The organism is Cupriavidus sp. GW822-FHT03E04, assembly GCF_058801495.1.
In genome coordinates this window covers 1-17,972 of the sequence record NZ_JBXANI010000006.1, presented here as the reverse complement: position 1 = coordinate 17,972, position 17,972 = coordinate 1, and the positions used below count along the sequence as shown (strand labels likewise).

Below are 17,972 nucleotides of genomic sequence, written 5' to 3'. Positions count from 1 at the left end.
TGTTTCCGGAGATTTCCATGCGTCCCCCCTTTGATGACCGCGCCGCGCCACTGAGCGAGCGCACCGGCAAGCCGGGCCCGCTGTCCGGCCTGCGCGTGCTGGACCTGAGCGCCTACATAGCTGGCCCCTATGGTTGCTCGCTGCTGGCCGACCAGGGTGCCGAGGTCATCAAGATCGAGCCGCCCGCCGGCGACAACCTGCGCAAGTACCCTTCCTCGCTGGAGGCCGAGAGCCGCGCCTTCCTGGGCGTGAACCGCAGCAAGCTGGGCGTGGTGCTGGACCTCAAGCAAGCCGACGACCTGCAGCGGCTGATGGCGCTGGTGCGCACCGCCGACGTGCTGGTGCACAACTTCCGGCCCACCGTGCCGCCCAGGCTGGGCATCGCTTACGAACAGCTCAAGCTGGTCAACCCGCGCCTGATCTATTGCGCCGTGACCGGTTATGGGGAAGATGGCCCGCTCAAGGACAAGGCCGGCTACGACCAGGTCTTGCAGACCATGACCGGCATGTGCACGCTGCAGGGCAAGCAGGGCGGCGCGCCAGAGATTCTCTATGGCTCGGTCGTCGACTACTACGGCTCGGCGCTGGTCGCCGGCGGCGTCGCGTCCGCACTCTACGAGCGCGAGAAAAGCGGCGAAGGCCAGTATGTCGGCATCTCACTCTTGCGCGCGGCGCTGACCATGCAATCGGCCCGCATGGTCTGGGCGGACAACGAACCCAGGGAGGTTGGCCGCGACATGCGCTCCGGCGGCATCACCGGCATCCATCCGACCAAGGAAGGCTATCTCTACATCTCCGCGAACACGCCGCATTTCTGGGCGGCGCTTTGCGAGAAAACCGGCCTGGCTGAACTCACCACCGAGCGTTATGACAGCGTGCGCAAGCGCGCGCAGCATCAGGATGAGATCGTCCCCATGCTGCACCGCGCGCTGGCAGCCCGCACCGCGCTGGAATGGGAGGCGCACTTCGGCGAAGCGGTGCCCTGCGCTGCCGCGCGCTCCGTGGAAGATATGTTCGACTTCCCGCAGGTGCAGGCGGAAGGCATGGTGACCACGTTCGAGCATCCCACCGTGGGCCGGTATCGCGGCTTTACCCGTGCCATCAAGTTCGGGCGCACGCCCGGGCCCGAGCCGTTCGCGGCGCCGGTGCTGGATCAGCATGGGCAGAGGGTGAAGGCGGAGGCGGACAGGTTGGTGAGCGAGGAGATGTAGCCGATCTCGCCGGGCTTTGATTCATCGACAAGCCCGTGGCAAATGGTCGCTGCATGGATGGCGCGACCACGCAATGCGCCCAATGCGTCGCATTGCCGCATTCCTTTGATGTCAGGCCGCTGGGTAGACTTTCGCGCCTCTAGCGCCACTCGCACGAGTGGCGCTCCGAGCCGACAACTCTCCGGACTCAGCGCGCCTCCATTCATGCTCCCCACCTCGCTTCGACATCATTGCTTTGCACTCGCCGCCGCAACCGCCGGCTTTCCCGCCTACGCTGAGGACGCACTTCGCGAAGCGCCCGACCTTGCCCCGGTCACTGTCTCCGCCGCGCCGGAGTCCGCGTTGCGCGGGCGGGCATCCACGGGCTCCAATCTCGGACTGACGCCCATGCAGACCCCGGCCAGCGTCGACGTCATCCGGCGCGAGCAATTGGAAGAACGCGGCGACGCATCGCTCGTGGATGCCATCACCCGCGCGCCCGGGATGTCCGGCCTCGGCCACCCCGGCAACGGCGGCGCCGCATTGTCGGCGCGCGGCTTCACGGGCTCGACTTCGGTGATGCAGCTCTATGACGGGATTCGCCAGTATGGCGGCATCGGCATCACGTTCCCCTTCGATACCTGGTCCGTCGAGCGCATCGAGGTGCTGCGCGGCCCGGCTTCGGTGATCTACGGAGAGGGCGCCATCGGCGGCGTGGTCAACGTGGTGCCGAAGAAGCCAGCGCGTGGCCCGGTCGAGAGTGAAATCCAGGCCGCGCTGGGCACGGAGAATACACAGCGGCTGGCGTTCGGCAGCGGCGGCGCCATCAACGACAAGCTCGCCTACCGGCTCGATGTGAGCGGCAACCGGTCCGACGGATCCGTCGATCTCGGCGACTCCCGGAACCTGTCGCTGTCCGGTGCCATCCAGTGGGACGCCACGCCGGACCTGAGCCTGAAGCTCAGCTATGCCAAAGGCTGGCAGGAGCCGCAGCGCTACTTCGGCGTGCCGCTGGTCAACGGGCAGCAGGACGCGGCGCTGCGGAGCAAGAACTACAACGTGGGCGACAGCCTGCTCAAGTTCGATGACCAATGGACGGAGCTCGCCGCGCAGTGGACACCGAATGCCGATGCCACGGTGCGCTCGCGCTTTTACTACATCGACAGCAAGCGGCACTGGCGCAATGCCGAGTACTACAACTACGTGCCGGCCACGGGGCTGGTCAGCCGTTCGTCCTATACGGAGATCCTGCACGACCAGTGGCAGGTCGGCAATACTACCGATGCCACGTTCCGGCACCATCTTTTTGGCATGAAGAACAGCGTGTCGGTGGGTTTCGACGTCAACCGGGCGTCGTTCACGCATACCAATAATTCGCCGTACTCAGGCACATCGGCGGTGGATCCCTATGTGTTCGATCGCGGTACGTTCATCAACGTGGCGGGCACCACGCCGCGCTATCGCAACGAGGCGACGCAATACGCGCTGTTTGCCGAGGATCGCCTTGAGGTGACGCCGCGCTGGTCCGTGCTGGGCGGGTTGCGCTATGACCGCGCCGACCTGTCGCGCCGTGACCTGGTGGCCGGGCAGGCGGCCTTCGACTGGACGTTTTCCAATGTTGGCTGGCGTGCTGGCACCGTATACAACCTGACGCCGGATCTCGCCGTGTACGCGCAGTACGCGCAAGCGGCCGATCCGGTCAGCGCCTTGCTGATGCTGACGCCGGCCAACAGCAACTTTGACGTCTCCACCGGTCGCCAGGTTGAAGTCGGCGTCAAGCAGGGCTTCTGGCAGGGCAAGGGCGAGCTGACGCTGGCCGCCTATCGGATCGTCAAGAAGAACCTGGTCACGCGTGACGTTGCCAATCCTTCGGCCAGCGTGCAGGTGGGCCAGCAGTCGTCGAAGGGGCTGGAAGCCACCTTCGGGCTGGCGTTTCTCTCCGGCTGGCGCGTGGATGCCAATGCCGCTTTGCTGCAGGCGCGCTATGACGATTTCACGGAGTCCGTGGGGGGCGCAGCGGTCTCCCGTAGTGGCAATGTGCCCACGGACGTGCCCGAGCGGCTGGCCAACGTTTGGGTGACGTGGCGCTTCCACCCGGCATGGACCGCCGGCGCAGGCCTGCGCTATGTGGGCCGGCGCTTCGCCGACCGCGCCAACACGCTCGAGATGCCGGCCTATACGACCACCGACCTGTCGCTCCAATGGCGCGCGCGCCGGGACACGACGCTGGCGCTGCGCGGGTTCAATGTCTTCGACAAGCGCTACGTCACCACCGCCTACTACAACGCCACGCAATGGTTGCAAGGATCTGGCCGGCGGGTCGAACTGAGCGTCAACTACCGCTTCTGAGCGGACTGGCAGCGTCTGGCGCAGCCCGCCGCACGGCGGCCGGCCGTGCGAACCAGCGATCCAGCAGCCAGACCATCGCCAGCGTGGCGCCCATCATCGGGAACACCGCGCCCAGCAGACCCAGGCCAATCACCCACGCCCGCATGGGCGGGAGCGTGCGCGGGAATGACGGCGCGGCCAGGGCGCGCGCGGGCCGGCGCTTTAGCCACATCACGAGGCCCGTCACGGCGAGCAGCATCAGGCCCAGCGAGATCACCGTGCACGCAATCTGGTTGGCCAATCCGAAGTAGCGGCCCATGTGCAGGGACGTGCCGTAGGAGATGGCCTGCGCCACCGCGCCGTAATCGCCGTAGCGAATGTCCTTGAGCACCTTGCCGGTGTACTGGTCGATATGCAGCGTGCGTTCCACCTTGGGATCCGCGGGGAAATAGGAGGCGGTGAACACACCGGTGGCTGACTTCGGCAGCACGAGCTGGTAGCCGCTCGACACACCGTTCTCGGCCACGATCGCCACGGCGCGGTCCAGGCTGATCGTGGCAGCGCCCACTGCCGGCGACGTGCCGGACGGAACCTTGGCCATGCCGACCGCCCAGGGGACTGCAGCGAGGGGAAGCGCATCCATGCTGGCCGCGCCCGGTGTCGACCGGACCCCCGCGTCGCCCCATGCGCCGGCCGGATTGCCCAGCCGCGCTGCGGTCGCGATCGCCTTGAATTGCTTGCCCCACGATGCGGTCCAGGGCAAACCGGACAACACGAACGCCACGGCGCCGATGACCATCCAGGCGCCGATGACCAGGTGGACTTCCTTCCACCAGCCGCGCCCGCCGGCGGCCTTGCCCATCACGAAGGCCTTGCCGCCCTTGTCGCGCAGCCGCGGCCACCACATCGCGACGCCCGTGGCAATCATCACCAGCGACCAGCATGCCGCCAGCTCCATCAGCAACTCCCCGGTCTTGCCCAGCAGCAGCGCGCGATGCAGCATGCGCACCTGCTTCATCAGCCGGTCCTCCACGCTCAGGCTGCCGAGAAAATTGCCGGTGTACGGGTCCAGGTACAGGCTTTCGCTCTTGCCCGACGGCAGCCGAAAGACAAACTCGGCGCTGGCGCGCGGGGACGAATCGACGGTGTACGTCGTCGCCACGGCGCCTTCTGGCGCCTGGGCCCATGCCCGGTCCAGCAAGGACTGGGCGGCAAGCTTCACGCCCACGGGCTCCACGCGCAGCAACTGCGGATAGAGCAGCGATTCGATCTGCGGCTGGAAGCAGTAGATCGTGCCGGTGATCGCCAGGACGACCAGGAAGGGTGCGACGAAGAGCCCGGCGTAGAAGTGCCACCGCCAGAGCATGCGATAAGACGCCGCTGCGGCCGGCGAGGTCTGTGTGGCTTGCGCGCGCATGGGCGGCCGTTCGAGAGGCTGGGACATGGCGGGATCTGTCAAAGGGTGTACTTCAGGCTCAGGTAGAACGTGCGCTGCGGGAAGGGGTGGAACAGGAAGTATTTGTGATTGTTCAGGTTGTCCACGCCCAGTGCACCGCTCCAATGCTTGTCTAGCTGGTAGTGCACGCGCGCATCCATCACGAAGAAGCTCTCGAAGCCCTGGTAGGTCGCGGGGTTGATGTCGGTGTTGTCGACCGTCGCGTACACGCGGCTGCTATAGCGCGCGGCCAGCGTGTAAGCCCATTTGTTGTCAGGCCGATAGGTTGCCGCTACCGTGCCGCGCCATGTGGGCACGTAGGGCACGCGCTTGCCGACCGCCGTCGCGCCAGGGGTGGTCGGCACGTAGCTGTCATCCGAGAGAATCCGGGAGTTGACATAGGTGACGTTGCCCGAGAGCGTCAGGCCGTTGATCAGCACATGGTCTTGCTGGCCGGCCAGCTCGAGCCCCAGTTGCCGTGTCTTGCCCACGTTCTGCGTAAAGGAGACGGGCGTGGCGAACCCGGCAATTGTCGAGGTCTGGGAGATCAGCGCGTTCTTGACGTACTCGCTGAAGGCGGAAACACGCAGCTTGCCCTCGCTGGTGTGGCGCTCGATGGCAAGTTCGCCAGACAGGACGCGCTCCGGTTGCAGGAACGGATTGGCCTGGGTGAACGTCGTCCCGGTCTGCACGCTCTGGTAGAGCTCGCCGACCGTCGGGAAGCGAAGCGCCTTGCCGAACGAGCCGGTCACCGACCACAGCTGGCTGGCCTCCCATGTCAGCGACGCCTTGGGGGAGAAGCCGGATTTGTCGAGGCTGGGCTGCTGGATCGGCACCCCCACGCCGTTGCTGCCAATGGCGTAGTTGAACCCGTCATAGGCGCGCCACATCTCATAGCGGCCGCCCAGCGTTGCCTGCAGGCTTGGTGTCATGCGCCAAACGTCCTGCAGCCAGAGCGCGCCGGTCTGCGTCTTGCCCTGCGAGGTGCTGAACAGGGCGCCATTGCCACCGGAGACCCAGTTGGTGGTGCTGTAGGTCGGGCTGCTCAGCTTGAACTGGTCGTAGTGGGCGCCGAAGCTGACGATGTTCGCGCCGGCGATGCCCTGCGGCCGCCAGATGCCCTTGACGTCGAAGGTGGACCAGCCGGAGCCGCTCATGTCGGTGGTCCGGCCAGGCCCACCCGTCAGCGCCGCCGGATGGAGCCCGGTGGACAAGCGGCTCGAATCCTGCAGATAGTAGAAATTGCTGACTATGGCCTCCCAGTCGAACAGCCCTTGCGTCCGGGTCCCGACCTTGAGGCTCTGCATCAGGTGTTCCTGATCGACGTTGTTGCTGGAAAACTGGCCCGCGATGGTGCTGGCGCTGTACGCGAATCCACCGATATTGACGTTGCCGGCTGACGCGCCGTAGAAGGGCGACCCGGATGTCGTGCTCAGGTAGGTTTGCGCGCTCGCTTTCGAACTGTTCTGCCAATAGCCCAGCGTGTAGACCGCGCTCAACGTTGGCGTGAAATCGTAGCCCAGCTTGACGGTGGCGTTGTCCTGCAGCGTATGGATGAAATTGCCAGCGCCAATTACCTGGATGGCGCCGCCGGTCCGGTTGCGGTCGGCGTACGCGCCGGTGATGACCGGCAGGGCGGCACCGGCGGCGGCCGTCGACTGGCCGACCGTGGCGAAGCTAAGCGGCTGGCTGAAGCTGTTGAGGTGGTTCGCGCTGAACCACCACGAGAACTTTCCGGTGCGGTCGCCCAGCGTGGCGCTGACCTGCTGCGCCGGCTCGTTCTGGTCGGTGCCGTACTTGCTGAACTGCTGGATGGCGCCCGTGACTTCCAGGCTGCCCTCGAACGTCTTCGGCATCCGCGTGGTGATCTCGGTCACGGCACCGTAGGAGTTGCCCGGATACGCCGCGGCGAACGGGCCGTACATGACGTCGACCCGGTCGATCGATTGCGGCGTCACCATGAACCACTGCGGGGAGCCGTTGCCGTTGTTGTTGTTGATCAGGGTCGACAGCAAGACCCCGTCGGCATAGATCAGGCTGCGCGCGCTGGCGTTGATGCCGGTGGTGCGGGTCGCCATCGGGGACTGGGTGTCGCCGATAAAGCGCTTGCGCACCAGCACGTCGGGCAGGTATTTCAGGGCGTCTTCCGCGCCCATCACGTTGATGGCCTGCGCGGCTTGTTCGCCGGTGATGCTCGCGGTGGTCTGCGGCAACTGGTTTTTCTCGGCAAACGAGCGAGTTTCGGTCACCTGGACCGCCGGCAGGCTCTGTTCGTCGGCGGCCTCGGCCAGCGTGCCGATGGTGCCAAGGATGACTAGGGGCAGCAGCGTGCGCATGATTGGGTCTACCTCACATCGTTGTCCGGCGCCCGTGCGCAGGTGCGCGCGGACGCCACGATCACGCCAAAGGGCGTGCGTTGCTTACAGACTGGATTGAGGCAGGGCCGGAGGGTCCCTGGGGCGTCCTGAAGGAAAAGCCCCGAGTGGCGTGAAGCGGGTGACCAGCACGTGCGACGTAGCGACCACCAGCAGCGGGATCGCCGACAGCGCCGCAGGCGCTAGGGTAGGCAGCGGCACATGGTCCGCCAGCAGATCGCAATAGCCGCAGGCGTTCAGCGAGCTGCCCGGCATGTCATGCGGCGCATCGCCCGGGTGGGCGGCCGAGCAGATGACGGCTGCGGGATCGCTGGCCTGGGCCGCGGCCACAAACTGGCTGACTGCCGGCGCAAGCACGATGAGCCACATGGCGATCAGGCCAAGCCATGCGGTCAAGCGGATGCGGCGGATAAGCGTCATTGTTAGTTGCGAGCGGGCGCGGCGCAGTCTACCCCAGCCAAGGCGAGGTGCGATCAGGCAGGCTGCGCGTCATTTTGACACAGGCGCAACCGGGATATGTACCGAAGGCACAGGAGATTGGCGCGATTCTCATCAGAAGTGGCGCGATTGTGGTGCGATAACCGAAGCCGCGCCACTCTGGGTATCCGCGCCATTCCGACGCTCAACAGCAAAGAGGTTGTGTTAGTGCGCCTGATACGGCATTTCTACTGTGAGCTCGCGTAGCAGATATGCGGCTTCCAAACAGCAGGTCCTGGCGCTCACGGAGTCAGGCACATCCGCGCAAACTCTCTGCAATCGTCGTTCGCGGCGGGATGCCGCAGCACCGCGTCAAGCGCATCCAGGAAGGCCGCAACGGTTGGGCCGCCTTGCCCCTCTCGCTCAGCTTCGTCCATGCGCATCATGCGGTCCAGGAGCGCTACCACTTGCGTGCTCGGCTGCCGCTTTAATGACGCCAGCAACTGCGCCGCATAGGCGCCGACGGGCTGGCGCTCAATCAGCGACCCGAAGGGGCCAGGACCACCATAATCCAGCTCGGGATACTTTTCGATCAGGGCCAATATGCGCGCCAGGACATCTTGATAGTCTTGGCTTTCTAGCGCATCCAGGTGTTCGTAGATGCGATCGATCACAATCCATTTGTCACCCTGTGCGCGGGCCTCTGCGGCCGCCTTGTCGAGGTTGGAAAAAATTGAATCGGAATCTAGATTCATCGTCACGCTCCGGAGTAATAGGTAAATAGGTAAGAAGTCGGAAAGCCGGTCAGAAAAGCCGATTTGAGTGAGGCCTGAGCGCTACCGCCCACGGCGGCAATCCGTCGATCGGGTTGACGGGTTGACGGGCGATGCGACCCAGCACGTGGCGTGGTGGCACGCGACGGAAGCTGCACTTTACCCGTGACCTGTGTGGCTTGTCTGCAAAAAGTGGCGCTTTCTTGATGGTTCTCGGCGGGGGCAACCAGTGGCTAGCGCGCTGACCGCGCGGCCAGTCCCATGCGATCCGCGACCGCTGACAGGCGCCGGTCGCGCAGCGCGCCCAGCACCAGATGATGCGAATTGACGTGCATCACGGCTTGCGGTCAGGCCTGTATCCGCTGTGAGGTGGCCGCAGTCACCTGCGCCCAAGCCAGGCCTGGACTTCAGCCTGGGCCGTGCATGACAACACTCAAGCGAGCAGCTGCCCCCCTTAGATGGACAGCCTCTCTTCTACCGCAGCGCTACAGCCTCGAAGCTCGCCACCACGGCATTGCCGGTGCCGAGCAGGTCGAGCTGGCGGCCCGCAATGCGGTAGCGCCGTACCGTTTCCAGAGCGTGCAGGAACTGCGTTTCCTGGGCCATGCCCTGCGCGCAGGCCATCATGGTGCCCGCCAGGCCTTTGAAGTGAAGCTGGTCGCCATCGGCTTCATAGCCGCCCATCAGGCTGTTACAGCCGCCATTGCCAGACAGCCGCGCGTCGTTCGTGGCGAGGATCAGGTGCGGTTCGCGCTGGTGCTCCGCCACGCTGACCGGCGCATCGCCCAGCCGCGTGAGCTTCCAGTAGGTCCCCCGCAACGGGCTGTCAGGCACCTGGGCTGTTGGCTTTCCCGATGGCTTCCCCTCGCCCCTGGAAGCCGATACCAGCTGCAACTGGAGCGGCGCGTTGTTGCCGCCCAGTGCCGGGACATGCGTGTCGGTGGTGAACAGCAAGCGGCCATGCTGCCGGATCACCGCCCGCACGGCGTAGCGATGGCCAGGCTCGATCGCCTGGTCCTGGTAGGCAACCCCGAAATGGAAGGGCGGCTGGCCCGCCGGATCCAGCGTGGACCGGCCGATAACCAGGGCTGGCGCGCCGGCGCGCGACACATCTTGCAGCGTGACTTCGAACACGGCATCGGGAGGCAGCGCGATACGCTCACGATAAGTCGCCGTGCCCGTCACGATACCGGCCAGCGCAGGTAACGCCAGGATGGCAGCGAATGCGGCAAGGGTTTGGCGTACGGGGTGCTTCCACATGGTCTTGTCTGTTCTCAGGTTCATTGGGTGGAATCGTGAAGCGTTCATGCCATCACGATCAGGTAGTTTGCCAGGTTGGGAAACAACGGCTGACTATATGCCAAGCCGCTCTTTGAGTGCATCGGTAGTCAGCGCTCCCGAAAACGTCAACATCTCGCCCCCAGGGCCCTGATATACGGCAAACGGCACGCTGTCCAGATTCAAACGTAGAAAGTACTCGGTGTTGGCCTTGACCTGGCTCACGGCATTTTCCGGGGTCTGTGCGGCGGAGACCTCAAGCCCACCCTTGCGCGCATCGAGCAAGGCTTCATGATTGTCCATTTCCCTGACGGCGTTCTGGCTACCGAGCAGGTAGGCGCTCTGCAGCGCGGATTTTTCCGGGGTCAGCAGTCCGACCGGGATCCAGATGAAATGCGCGGACGACAGCAGTGGCTTCGCTGCCTTCCAGAGCTCACCGCAATGGGGGCACTGCGGATCAAAGAAGATATAGATCTTCCTGGCGCTGAGCACATTGCCGGCATTGAAACCGTGCGTGTTGCTTGCCACGGACTCGATCGACAGCGTGACAGCCGGCTGCTGGGCAACGCTGGACGGCGCGGGATTCGCGTCGACTTTGGCTTTCTCTCCGCAACCATGAATCTGGACGATGAGCGCTGCGCAGATCGGCAGCAGTAGTGTTCTTTTCATATGGAGATCGTTTCAAAGAAAATTCAGCGGGAAAGCCGTCAGCCAATAGCACCAAGCGCAATGAGCTTCGAGATCGTATTGAAATTACGCGTCGTCGCGGCCACCTTGAGCTTTCTCTCGATGAAATTGTTGTTGGCCTTCAGGTCACTGTATTTCGTGGCGCACAACACATACGCCATGTCGCCGACCACTTGTACCTGGTCTGGCGCATGTCCAAGCGCATGGAACGCTTCGAGCAACGCATCTTCAGGCCCGGCTGACAGCAGCGTGAAATAGAGCTTGGCGGGATCGGCGCCCTTGAACGGGTTGTTCTCCATCGCTTTGTTGAAGTACGGCGCCGACCTTGCCAGGACCTTGATATCGCCACCAAACCGTTCCTTGATGACATCGTGAACCAGGTCCTCGATGGCGGACTGGCTCAGGTTCGTGGAAGCAATGACGTTGCCACTCTGGATGTAGGTTCTCACGTTGCCGAGCCCCGCTTCTTCCAGCGCAGCGCGCAGCGGTGCCATGAGCACCTTGTTCTTTCCCGTCGGCGTTACACCGCGCAACAGAATGATCTTGTCTTCATGGTTCGACGCCATCGTGAATGTCTCGGCTGCTAAACGGCAAGTATAGACTGCGTCGCTTCTATGTAGGAGCCGACCATAGTGGCCCGGCTGACCGAGCTCTATCACATCGAGACCCGCGTCAAGGGCTGGGGCGTACGTTCCTGGCCGTCTGCAACGCGTCACGCTGGCGTGGTCCGTCTAACGTCTGCGCCACGGCCAGGAGCCCGGCTTCCAGTTGCCGGATTGTGGCAGGCGCCGCCATGGCGATTCTTATCGTACGGCTTGCCGACACATCAGGCGCGGCAAACGCGGCCAGGGGGGTGATTGTCACGCCTTGCCGTGCCAACGCGACGACGAGGTCATCGGGTCTCCAGTGTTTCGGCAGGTCGAGCAAAAGATGAAAGCTGGTGTGGTGCGCCTTGATGGGCCACGCCCCGAGGATGCGCCGCGCGAGGTCTTGCCGCAAGCGCGCCTCGTCGCGCTTCGCCACGATCCAGTGCGCCAGCGTGCCATCCCGCATCCATGCGGTGGCCAGTGAGGCCGTCATGGCGCTTGCGGACCACAACGTGGCGCGAAGTCCCTCATGGAGCCGTTCCCTGAGCCGTTCGGGTGCGACAATATAGCCCACTCGCAAGCCTGGGGCCGCGCTCTTCGACAGGCTGTGAATTTCGATTACGCAATCTGGCGCCAGGCTGCGCAGCGTTGGCGGAGGCGAAGCCTCGAGAAAGCCGTACACGCTGTCATCGACCAGTAGCAAGTCGTGGCGACGCGCGACCTCGATCAAGGCGAGCCTGCGCTCGAGCGGCATCACGCTCCCGGTGGGATTGTGAACCGTGGGCATCGTGTAGACGATGCGTACCCGGCCTGCATGCTTGCGGCAAACCGCATCGAGGGACTCCGGCACGATGCCGTCGTCGTCGATTGGTACGCCGACCAAGGGGATGCCCAACAGTTTTGCCGCGCTCTTGAAACCGGGGTAGGTCAGGGATTCCACGGCAACCAGATCACGCCGCGTGACAAGGCTTGCGAGAATGACACTCAGGGCGTGCTGGCTGCCGCCACAGACCATGATGCCCGCGGCATCGATTGGCGCGCTGGCGGTGGAGAACCACTTTGCCGCCATCTCTCTGTCTTCGCGACGCCCCGGATGCGGGTGATAGTCCAGCAGGGTCGACAGGTCCCCCTTGTCGGAGAGATGGCGAAGCGCATGACGCAACTGTGCGGCCTGCTCAGGCAGGACCGGATAGTTGAATGCCAGGTCGATCAGGCCGGGCTCGCGTTCGCTGATTTGAGAGAACTCGGCAGCGGCCTGTGTCTCTTGTGCGCGGACAAAGGTACCCCGCCCAACTTCGCCAATCGCCAGTCCGCGGTCAATGAGTTCCCGATAAACGCGGGCGGCAGTCGCGGCGGCGATGCCATGCTCATCCGCGTAATCGCGATGCGCCATCAACCGGCTGCCCGCTTCGAGCGTGCCGTCCTGTATCAGCGACGCAAGTCTTTCAACGTGTTCCAGGTATCGCGCAGGGGCAGCCATCGTTTCTTGGATTGATATTAGTGCAATGAAATTATTGCACTAATATCCCCGAGGGCCAATACTAAGTTCCCTCGATCCCTTGCCCACGAATCCATGCTTGATCCCCTGGTCCGTTCCACCGCGAAGGCGGGCCCATGGCCCGTCCGGGTGGTGGCCCTGACGCTGTTCCTGATTACCGGTGCGGTGAATCTGCAGGCGCCGCTTTACACGACTTACGCACGGGCAAGCCAGATGGGCGCGGGGGCGCAGACGCTTGCCTTCGCTTGTTACGTGGCCGGATTGGTGCCCACGCTGGTTTTTCTTGGCGGGCTATCGGATCGCGTAGGGCGAAAATTGCCTTTGATCGGCGCGCTGCTGCTGACATCCGCAGCAACCGCGTTGCCGATGATGTGGCCCCGGCTGGAGGCGCTAGCAGCGGCACGCGGATTGTGCGGCATCGCGACCGGGCTGATGGCCGGAAGCGGCACGCAGTTCCTTGTCGAACTGATCGGGCCGTGGCCAGCGGCGGCTGCGCGGGCCGCGCGCATCGTTGCGGCGGCCACCTCGCTGGGCTTCGGCTGCGGCGCGCTGGCGACCGGCCTCTGTCTCTTGGCGGTGCCGTCTCAACAGACCCCCGCGACCTACGGTGCTTACATATTTTGCGCCGCTTGCGGGGTGGTTTTGCTCGCCATGATCCGGGAGCCATCGTTCCCGCGGTCGTCGGCGTGGCTTCGCATGCCCGTTTTTCCCAGGCAGACGCTCATCTATAGCATTGCGATCCTCATTGCCTGGTCGGCCGTCGGGATGGTGATCGCTCTGGTCCCGGTGGCGCTCGCCGCGCATGGGCACGATGCGTGGACGGGGTTCTCCACGTTCTTCGTGATTTCAACCGGACTCGTTGTCCAGCCTGTGGCGCGCAAGCTATCGCCTCCGCGGTCGTTGCGCCTGGGCATGCTGCTCGTACCCTGCGGCTTCACCGTATTGATCGTGGGCGTCGTCTTCTCGTCGTTGCCGTTGCTGCTGTCAGGCGCGATGCTCGCGAGCGCGGCTTGCTACGGCTTTACCTATCTCGCAGGCCTCGCCGCGAATTCAACCTGTTCAACCGACGCCAACCGGGCTCGGGCAACGTCCGGCTATTTCCTCTTCGCGTATTTCGGATTCAGCGTGCCGGTCATCGCGAGCGGTGCGCTGGCGGATCGGGTCGGTGTGCATTCGGCGCTCTGGATCTTCGACGGCGGAATCATTGCGGCGACCGTTTTGCTCGCGCTGTCCATGGCGCTGCGATCGTCTATCAGGAGATATCGGACGATTTAGCCCGGCTTCCCAACGACAGCCTGTAATTCGGAATTACCTGCGCATGGTGAGAAACCAATAACCACCGGCTTCCGTTTTTTTCAAAGGCAGGAACCGGCGGATTATCAGTGAGAATGTTCCGCATTGATAGGCCGCCGGAGCCCGCTTTCCGTCAGTCCAGCCTTGGCAGCATCTTGGCGGGATTGAGCAGGTTCTTCGGATCCAGTGCCCGCTTGACCTGCCACATCAGTTCCAGCTCCACGGGTGATTTGTAGCGCTTCAGGTCGTCGCGCTTGGCCACGCCAATGCCATGCTCGGCGGAGATCGAGCCGTTCTCCGCGTGGGCCAGGGTGTCCACCGCCTCGGAGATCGGTGCGTACCACTGGCCGAGGAAGTCCGCGGCGCTGCGGTCCTTGGGGCGCAGCGGGTTGAAGTGCACGTTGCCGTCGCCCATATGGCCGTAGATCACCATGCGCGCGGCGGGCTCCAGTGCCAGCACCTTGGCCGAGGCGTCGCCGATAAACGCGGCGATGCGCGACAACGGCACCGACACGTCGCACTTGATGCTGCCGCCGGTACGGGTCTGCGCGTCCGAGATTTCCTCGCGGATGCGCCAGAAGCGCTGGGCGTCGGCCAGGCTGGCGGCCACCGCGGCGTCCAGCACCAGTTCTTGCGCCAGCCCGGCTTCGAGGATTTCCATCAGCGTGGCATTGAGGCTTTCGTCGCTGCCGCCGGAGGTCAGCTCGATCAGCACCATCCAGTCGTGCCGCGCGGGCAGCGGCGAAGCCACGTCGCCCAGGTATTCGAGCACCAGCTCCAGCGCGGGCGCCGAGATCAGTTCGAACGCGGTGACGGCCTGGCCGCCATGCTGCTTGGCCACGCCGAGCAGGCGCACGGCGGCTTCGGGGCTTTGCACGGCCACGAAGGCCACGGCATTGGCGCGCGGCTGCGGCATCAGCTTGAGCACGGCCGCCGTGATGATGCCGAGCGTGCCTTCCGAGCCGACGAAGAGTTGCTTGAGGTCGTAGCCGGTGTTGTCCTTGCGCAGGCCGCGCAGCGACGAGTAGATGCGGCCATCGGGCAGCACGGCCTCGATGCCCAGCACCAGGTCGCGCATATTGCCGTAGCGCAGCACGGCGGTGCCGCCTGCGTTGGTGGCCAGGTTGCCGCCAATCTGGCAGGAGCCTTCCGAGCCGATGCGCAGCGGGAACAGGCGCTGCTCCTGCTCGGCTGCGGTGCGGGCCGCGTTGAGCGTGACGCCGGCCTGCACCGTCATGGTGTCGTTGATGGTGTCCACGGCCAGCACGCGGTTCATGCGGCCCAGGCTGAGCAGCACCGCGGTGCCGCTGTCGTCGGGCACCGCGCCGCCCATCAGCGAGGTATTACCGCCTTGCGGCACCACCGGCACATCGTGCGCGTGGCACCAGGCCATGACCTGGCTGACCTGTTCGGTGGTGGATGGCATGACCACCACCTGGGCTTTGCCGCGATAGATGCGGCGGTAATCCGTGACGTAGGACTCGGTGTCGGCGTCGCCGCTCAGGCAGGCGCCGGCGCCGACGATGGCTTGCATCGCGGCCAGGGTGGCGCTGGTGGCGCTGGTGTCAGGGGCGGTGTGGGAATCAGTCGGCATGTTGGCGTGCTTTGTCGTGTTCTGTCGTGTTCTGTGATTGCGGTGGCGGGCATCAGTATGCGGCAGACGGCCCTGCCGCGGGCGCGGCGCCGGTGCCGATGAAGTCCGCGGCCAGCCGGCGTGCCGCGCCGGCATAGAGCAGCACATCCACGCCTGTCGCCACGAAGGTGCAGCCCAGATCCAGGTAGCGGCGCGCCAGCTTGGGGTCGGAGCTCAGCGTGCCCGCGGCCTTGCCGCTGGCGGCGATGGTGCGCATGGCGCCTTCGATGGCGGCCTGCACCTCGGGGTGGCCCGGGTTGCCGCGATGGCCCATGGAGGCGGCCAGGTCGGCGGGGCCGATAAAGACGCCGTCGACGCCGTCGACAGCGCAGATGGCATCCAGGTTCGCCAGGGCCTTCACGGTTTCGGCCTGCACCAGCAGGCAGATCTCATCGTCGGCCACATCCAGGTAATCGGCGCGTGCGCTCCATTGCGAGGCACGGCCCACGGCGCTGCCCACACCGCGGATGCCCTGCGGCGGGTAGCGGGTGGCGCATACCAGCGCGGCGGCTTGCTCGGCGGTATCCACCATCGGCACCAGCAGGTTCTTCGCGCCGATATCCAGCAACTGCTTGATCAGCGGGACTTCGCCGGCCACGCAGCGCACCACCGGTTGCGAGCGGTGCGGGGCGATCGCCTGCAGCGCATTTAGCGTACCGCGCAGGTCGTTGGGCGCGTGCTCGCCGTCGATCAGCAGCCAGTCGAAGCCGGCTGTGGCCGAGACTTCGGCGAGATAAGGCGATGCCATCGAGAGCCACAGGCCGATCTGGGGCTGGCTGGCCGCCAGCGCGGCCTTGAATGCGTTTTGTGCGGGCATGGTGTTCCGAGGAATGTCGTGGGCGTGGGTGGGATGCCGCCGGGTCTTAGCCGAGCAGGCCCTGGCAAATATATTTGGTGTGCATGTAGTCGTCCAGCCCGTGGCGCGAGCCCTCGCGCCCGTAGCCGGATTCCTTGACGCCGCCGAAGGGCGCGGCCTCCGAGGCGATGGCCCCTTCATTGACGCCGACAATGCCCGTTTCCAGCGCCTGCGCCATGCGCCAGATGCGGCGCACGTCATTGGAGTAGAAGTAGGCGGCCAGGCCGAAGGGCGTGTCGTTGGCGTCGCGGATCACTTCGGCTTCATCGGTGAAGCGGAACACGGCGGCTACCGGGCCAAACGTTTCTTCGCACGACAGCGCCATTTGCGGCGTGGCGTTGGTGAGCACGGTGGGCGCGTAGTAGTGCGGGCCGTCTGCCAGGCGCACGCGTTCGCCGCCGGTCATCACCACGGCGCCCTTGGCGACGGCATCTTCGACATGGCGGGCGATCTTTTCCACGGCGCGCGCGTTGATCATGGGGCCGATCTGCGACGCGTCCTCGGTGGCAGGCCCGACCTGCAGCGCGGCCACCCGCAGCGACAGGCGCGCGACGAAATGGTCGTGCACGCCAGCCTGTACATAGACGCGGTTCGGGCAGACGCAGGTCTGGCCCCCGTTGCGGAACTTGGAGGCCATCAGGCCATCGACGGCGGCATCGACGTCCGCGTCGTCGAACACGATGAACGGCGCATTGCCACCGAGCTCCAGCGACAGCTTCTTGAGCGTGCCGGCGGATTCGCGGGCCAGGTGCTTGCCCACCGGCGTGGAGCCGGTGAAGGTGATCTTGCGCACGCGGCTGTCGGCCAGCCAGGCATCGACCACGGCGGGGGTATTGGCGCGCGAGGCGGTGACGATGTTGAGCACACCGGCGGGCAGGCCGGCTTGCTGCGCCAGGTAGACCAGCGCCAGCGCGGTCAGCGGGGTGTCTTCCGCGGGCTTGGCCACCACGGTGCAGCCGGCGGCCAGCGCGGGCGCGATCTTGCGCGCGATCATGGCGAGCGGGAAGTTCCACGGCGTGATGGCGGCTACCACGCCCACCGGTTCCTTGAGCACCAGCATCTTGCGGCCGGGGACGGACTCGGCGACGATCTCGCCGCTGATGCGGGTGGCTTCCTCTGCGAACCACTCTACGTAGGAGGCGCCGTACAGCACTTCGCCGCGGGCCTCCTTGATGGGCTTGCCCTGTTCGGCGGAGATGATCTGGGCCAGGTCTTCCTGGTGTTCGAGGATCAGGGCGTGCCAGCGCTTGATGATCTGCGCGCGGTCGCGGGCGGTGCGGCGGCTCCAGGTTGGGAAAGCTGCGGCTGCGGCATCGGTTGCCTGGATGGCATCCTGGGCGTCGCTGTCGGGCACGCAGGCGAAGACGGTGTTGGTGGCAGGGTTGGTGACATTCAGGCGGTGGCCGGTGTGGGCGGCTGACCACGCTTGGCCGATTAGGTTGCCGGTGCGGAGCAGGGCTGGGTGGGTTAGGGGGAGTGGGGTGGATGGCATGGTTTTTGGGATATGGGGGGGTGACTGCAACTGCAACTGCTTGAATTCAATGACAACTGCAACTGCAGTTTCACCACCCCTGCGGGGCGGCGACCTACTTTCTTGTCTTGCCAAGAAAGTAGGCAAAGAA

Annotated in this window: 14 protein-coding genes; 3 read left to right on the top strand and 11 right to left on the bottom strand. The window is 65.0% G+C overall.

What is annotated here, in order from left to right; translation table 11 throughout:
• The first annotated feature begins 17 nt into the window (after positions 1–17).
• On the top strand, positions 18–1,211 hold the full coding sequence (locus AC1RQC_RS09290; RefSeq protein ID WP_492811279.1) for a CaiB/BaiF CoA transferase family protein: 1,194 nt from the start codon (positions 18–20) through the stop codon (positions 1,209–1,211).
• 204 nt (positions 1,212–1,415) lie between these two features.
• Positions 1,416–3,539 (top strand): TonB-dependent receptor, encoded by a 2,124-nt coding sequence (locus AC1RQC_RS09285; protein ID WP_492883037.1) that lies wholly within the window; start codon positions 1,416–1,418, stop codon positions 3,537–3,539.
• On the opposite strand, the gene AC1RQC_RS09280 is transcribed toward AC1RQC_RS09285, so the two are convergent.
• The 8 genes from AC1RQC_RS09280 to AC1RQC_RS09245 all read right to left on the bottom strand — a co-directional run bounded on the left by AC1RQC_RS09280 (position 3,523) and on the right by AC1RQC_RS09245 (position 12,550).
• Entirely contained in the window at positions 3,523–4,962 is a 1,440-nt protein-coding gene (locus AC1RQC_RS09280; RefSeq protein ID WP_492883035.1) for a PepSY-associated TM helix domain-containing protein, read from the bottom strand. The two genes, AC1RQC_RS09285 and AC1RQC_RS09280, sit on opposite strands and share 17 nt — an antisense overlap.
• A gap of 11 nt (positions 4,963–4,973) precedes the next feature.
• Positions 4,974–7,289 carry a TonB-dependent receptor gene (locus tag AC1RQC_RS09275; protein ID WP_492883033.1) on the bottom strand — a complete coding sequence of 772 codons (2,316 nt, stop codon included), beginning with the start codon at positions 7,287–7,289 and terminating at the stop codon, positions 4,974–4,976.
• Between the two features lie 84 nt (positions 7,290–7,373).
• Positions 7,374–7,748: a DUF2946 domain-containing protein gene (locus tag AC1RQC_RS09270; RefSeq protein WP_492883031.1), complete on the bottom strand. Its 375-nt coding sequence runs from the start codon at positions 7,746–7,748 to the stop codon at positions 7,374–7,376.
• A 299-nt stretch (positions 7,749–8,047) separates the two neighbouring features.
• Complete coding sequence (locus AC1RQC_RS09265) at positions 8,048–8,500, bottom strand: hypothetical protein (RefSeq protein WP_492883029.1); 453 nt, start codon at positions 8,498–8,500, stop codon at positions 8,048–8,050.
• Positions 8,501–8,992: 492 nt separating this feature from the next.
• A complete protein-coding gene (locus tag AC1RQC_RS09260; protein ID WP_492883027.1) occupies positions 8,993–9,802 on the bottom strand; it encodes a YbaY family lipoprotein in 810 nt (269 codons plus the stop codon).
• Positions 9,803–9,871: 69 nt separating this feature from the next.
• The gene (locus AC1RQC_RS09255; RefSeq protein ID WP_492372186.1) at positions 9,872–10,465 is read right to left on the bottom strand and encodes a thioredoxin domain-containing protein; all 594 of its coding nucleotides are present in this window, start codon (positions 10,463–10,465) and stop codon (positions 9,872–9,874) included.
• 38 nt (positions 10,466–10,503) lie between these two features.
• A complete protein-coding gene (locus AC1RQC_RS09250) occupies positions 10,504–11,049 on the bottom strand; it encodes a DUF1697 domain-containing protein (protein ID WP_492372185.1) in 546 nt (181 codons plus the stop codon).
• Positions 11,050–11,155: 106 nt separating this feature from the next.
• Positions 11,156–12,550 (bottom strand): aminotransferase-like domain-containing protein, encoded by a 1,395-nt coding sequence (locus tag AC1RQC_RS09245; RefSeq protein ID WP_492372184.1) that lies wholly within the window; start codon positions 12,548–12,550, stop codon positions 11,156–11,158.
• A gap of 93 nt (positions 12,551–12,643) precedes the next feature.
• Here AC1RQC_RS09245 and AC1RQC_RS09240 point away from each other — a divergent pair, with 93 nt between their 5' ends.
• Entirely contained in the window at positions 12,644–13,843 is a 1,200-nt protein-coding gene (locus AC1RQC_RS09240; RefSeq protein ID WP_492883025.1) for an MFS transporter, read from the top strand.
• A 151-nt stretch (positions 13,844–13,994) separates the two neighbouring features.
• Here AC1RQC_RS09240 and AC1RQC_RS09235 read toward each other — a convergent pair whose 3' ends face one another.
• From AC1RQC_RS09235 to AC1RQC_RS09225, 3 genes are all read right to left on the bottom strand, one after another.
• Entirely contained in the window at positions 13,995–15,395 is a 1,401-nt protein-coding gene (locus AC1RQC_RS09235; RefSeq protein ID WP_492372278.1) for an FAD-binding oxidoreductase, read from the bottom strand.
• A gap of 112 nt (positions 15,396–15,507) precedes the next feature.
• Positions 15,508–16,311, bottom strand: coding sequence for a 4-hydroxy-2-oxoheptanedioate aldolase (gene hpaI / locus AC1RQC_RS09230; protein ID WP_492372182.1), 804 nt, complete (start codon positions 16,309–16,311; stop codon positions 15,508–15,510).
• 46 nt (positions 16,312–16,357) lie between these two features.
• Positions 16,358–17,842, bottom strand: coding sequence for an NAD-dependent succinate-semialdehyde dehydrogenase (locus AC1RQC_RS09225; RefSeq protein ID WP_492883023.1), 1,485 nt, complete (start codon positions 17,840–17,842; stop codon positions 16,358–16,360).
• Positions 17,843–17,972 lie beyond the last annotated feature (130 nt).

Excerpts from the sequence above, each read along its gene's own strand:
- AC1RQC_RS09280 (WP_492883035.1), bottom strand. The coding sequence starts at position 4,962 with ATGTCCCAGCCTCTCGAACGGCCGCCCATGCGCGCGCAAGCCACACAG.
- AC1RQC_RS09225 (WP_492883023.1), bottom strand. The coding sequence starts at position 17,842 with ATGCCATCCACCCCACTCCCCCTAACCCACCCAGCCCTGCTCCGCACC.
- AC1RQC_RS09265 (WP_492883029.1), bottom strand. The coding sequence starts at position 8,500 with ATGAATCTAGATTCCGATTCAATTTTTTCCAACCTCGACAAGGCGGCC.
- AC1RQC_RS09255 (WP_492372186.1), bottom strand. The coding sequence starts at position 10,465 with ATGAAAAGAACACTACTGCTGCCGATCTGCGCAGCGCTCATCGTCCAG.
- hpaI (WP_492372182.1), bottom strand. The coding sequence starts at position 16,311 with ATGCCCGCACAAAACGCATTCAAGGCCGCGCTGGCGGCCAGCCAGCCC.
- AC1RQC_RS09290 (WP_492811279.1), top strand. The coding sequence starts at position 18 with ATGCGTCCCCCCTTTGATGACCGCGCCGCGCCACTGAGCGAGCGCACC.
- AC1RQC_RS09260 (WP_492883027.1), bottom strand. The coding sequence starts at position 9,802 with ATGAACCTGAGAACAGACAAGACCATGTGGAAGCACCCCGTACGCCAA.
- AC1RQC_RS09240 (WP_492883025.1), top strand. The coding sequence starts at position 12,644 with ATGCTTGATCCCCTGGTCCGTTCCACCGCGAAGGCGGGCCCATGGCCC.
- AC1RQC_RS09235 (WP_492372278.1), bottom strand. The coding sequence starts at position 15,395 with ATGCAAGCCATCGTCGGCGCCGGCGCCTGCCTGAGCGGCGACGCCGAC.
- AC1RQC_RS09245 (WP_492372184.1), bottom strand. The coding sequence starts at position 12,550 with ATGGCTGCCCCTGCGCGATACCTGGAACACGTTGAAAGACTTGCGTCG.
- AC1RQC_RS09270 (WP_492883031.1), bottom strand. The coding sequence starts at position 7,748 with ATGACGCTTATCCGCCGCATCCGCTTGACCGCATGGCTTGGCCTGATC.
- AC1RQC_RS09275 (WP_492883033.1), bottom strand. The coding sequence starts at position 7,289 with ATGCGCACGCTGCTGCCCCTAGTCATCCTTGGCACCATCGGCACGCTG.
- AC1RQC_RS09250 (WP_492372185.1), bottom strand. The coding sequence starts at position 11,049 with ATGGCGTCGAACCATGAAGACAAGATCATTCTGTTGCGCGGTGTAACG.
- AC1RQC_RS09285 (WP_492883037.1), top strand. The coding sequence starts at position 1,416 with ATGCTCCCCACCTCGCTTCGACATCATTGCTTTGCACTCGCCGCCGCA.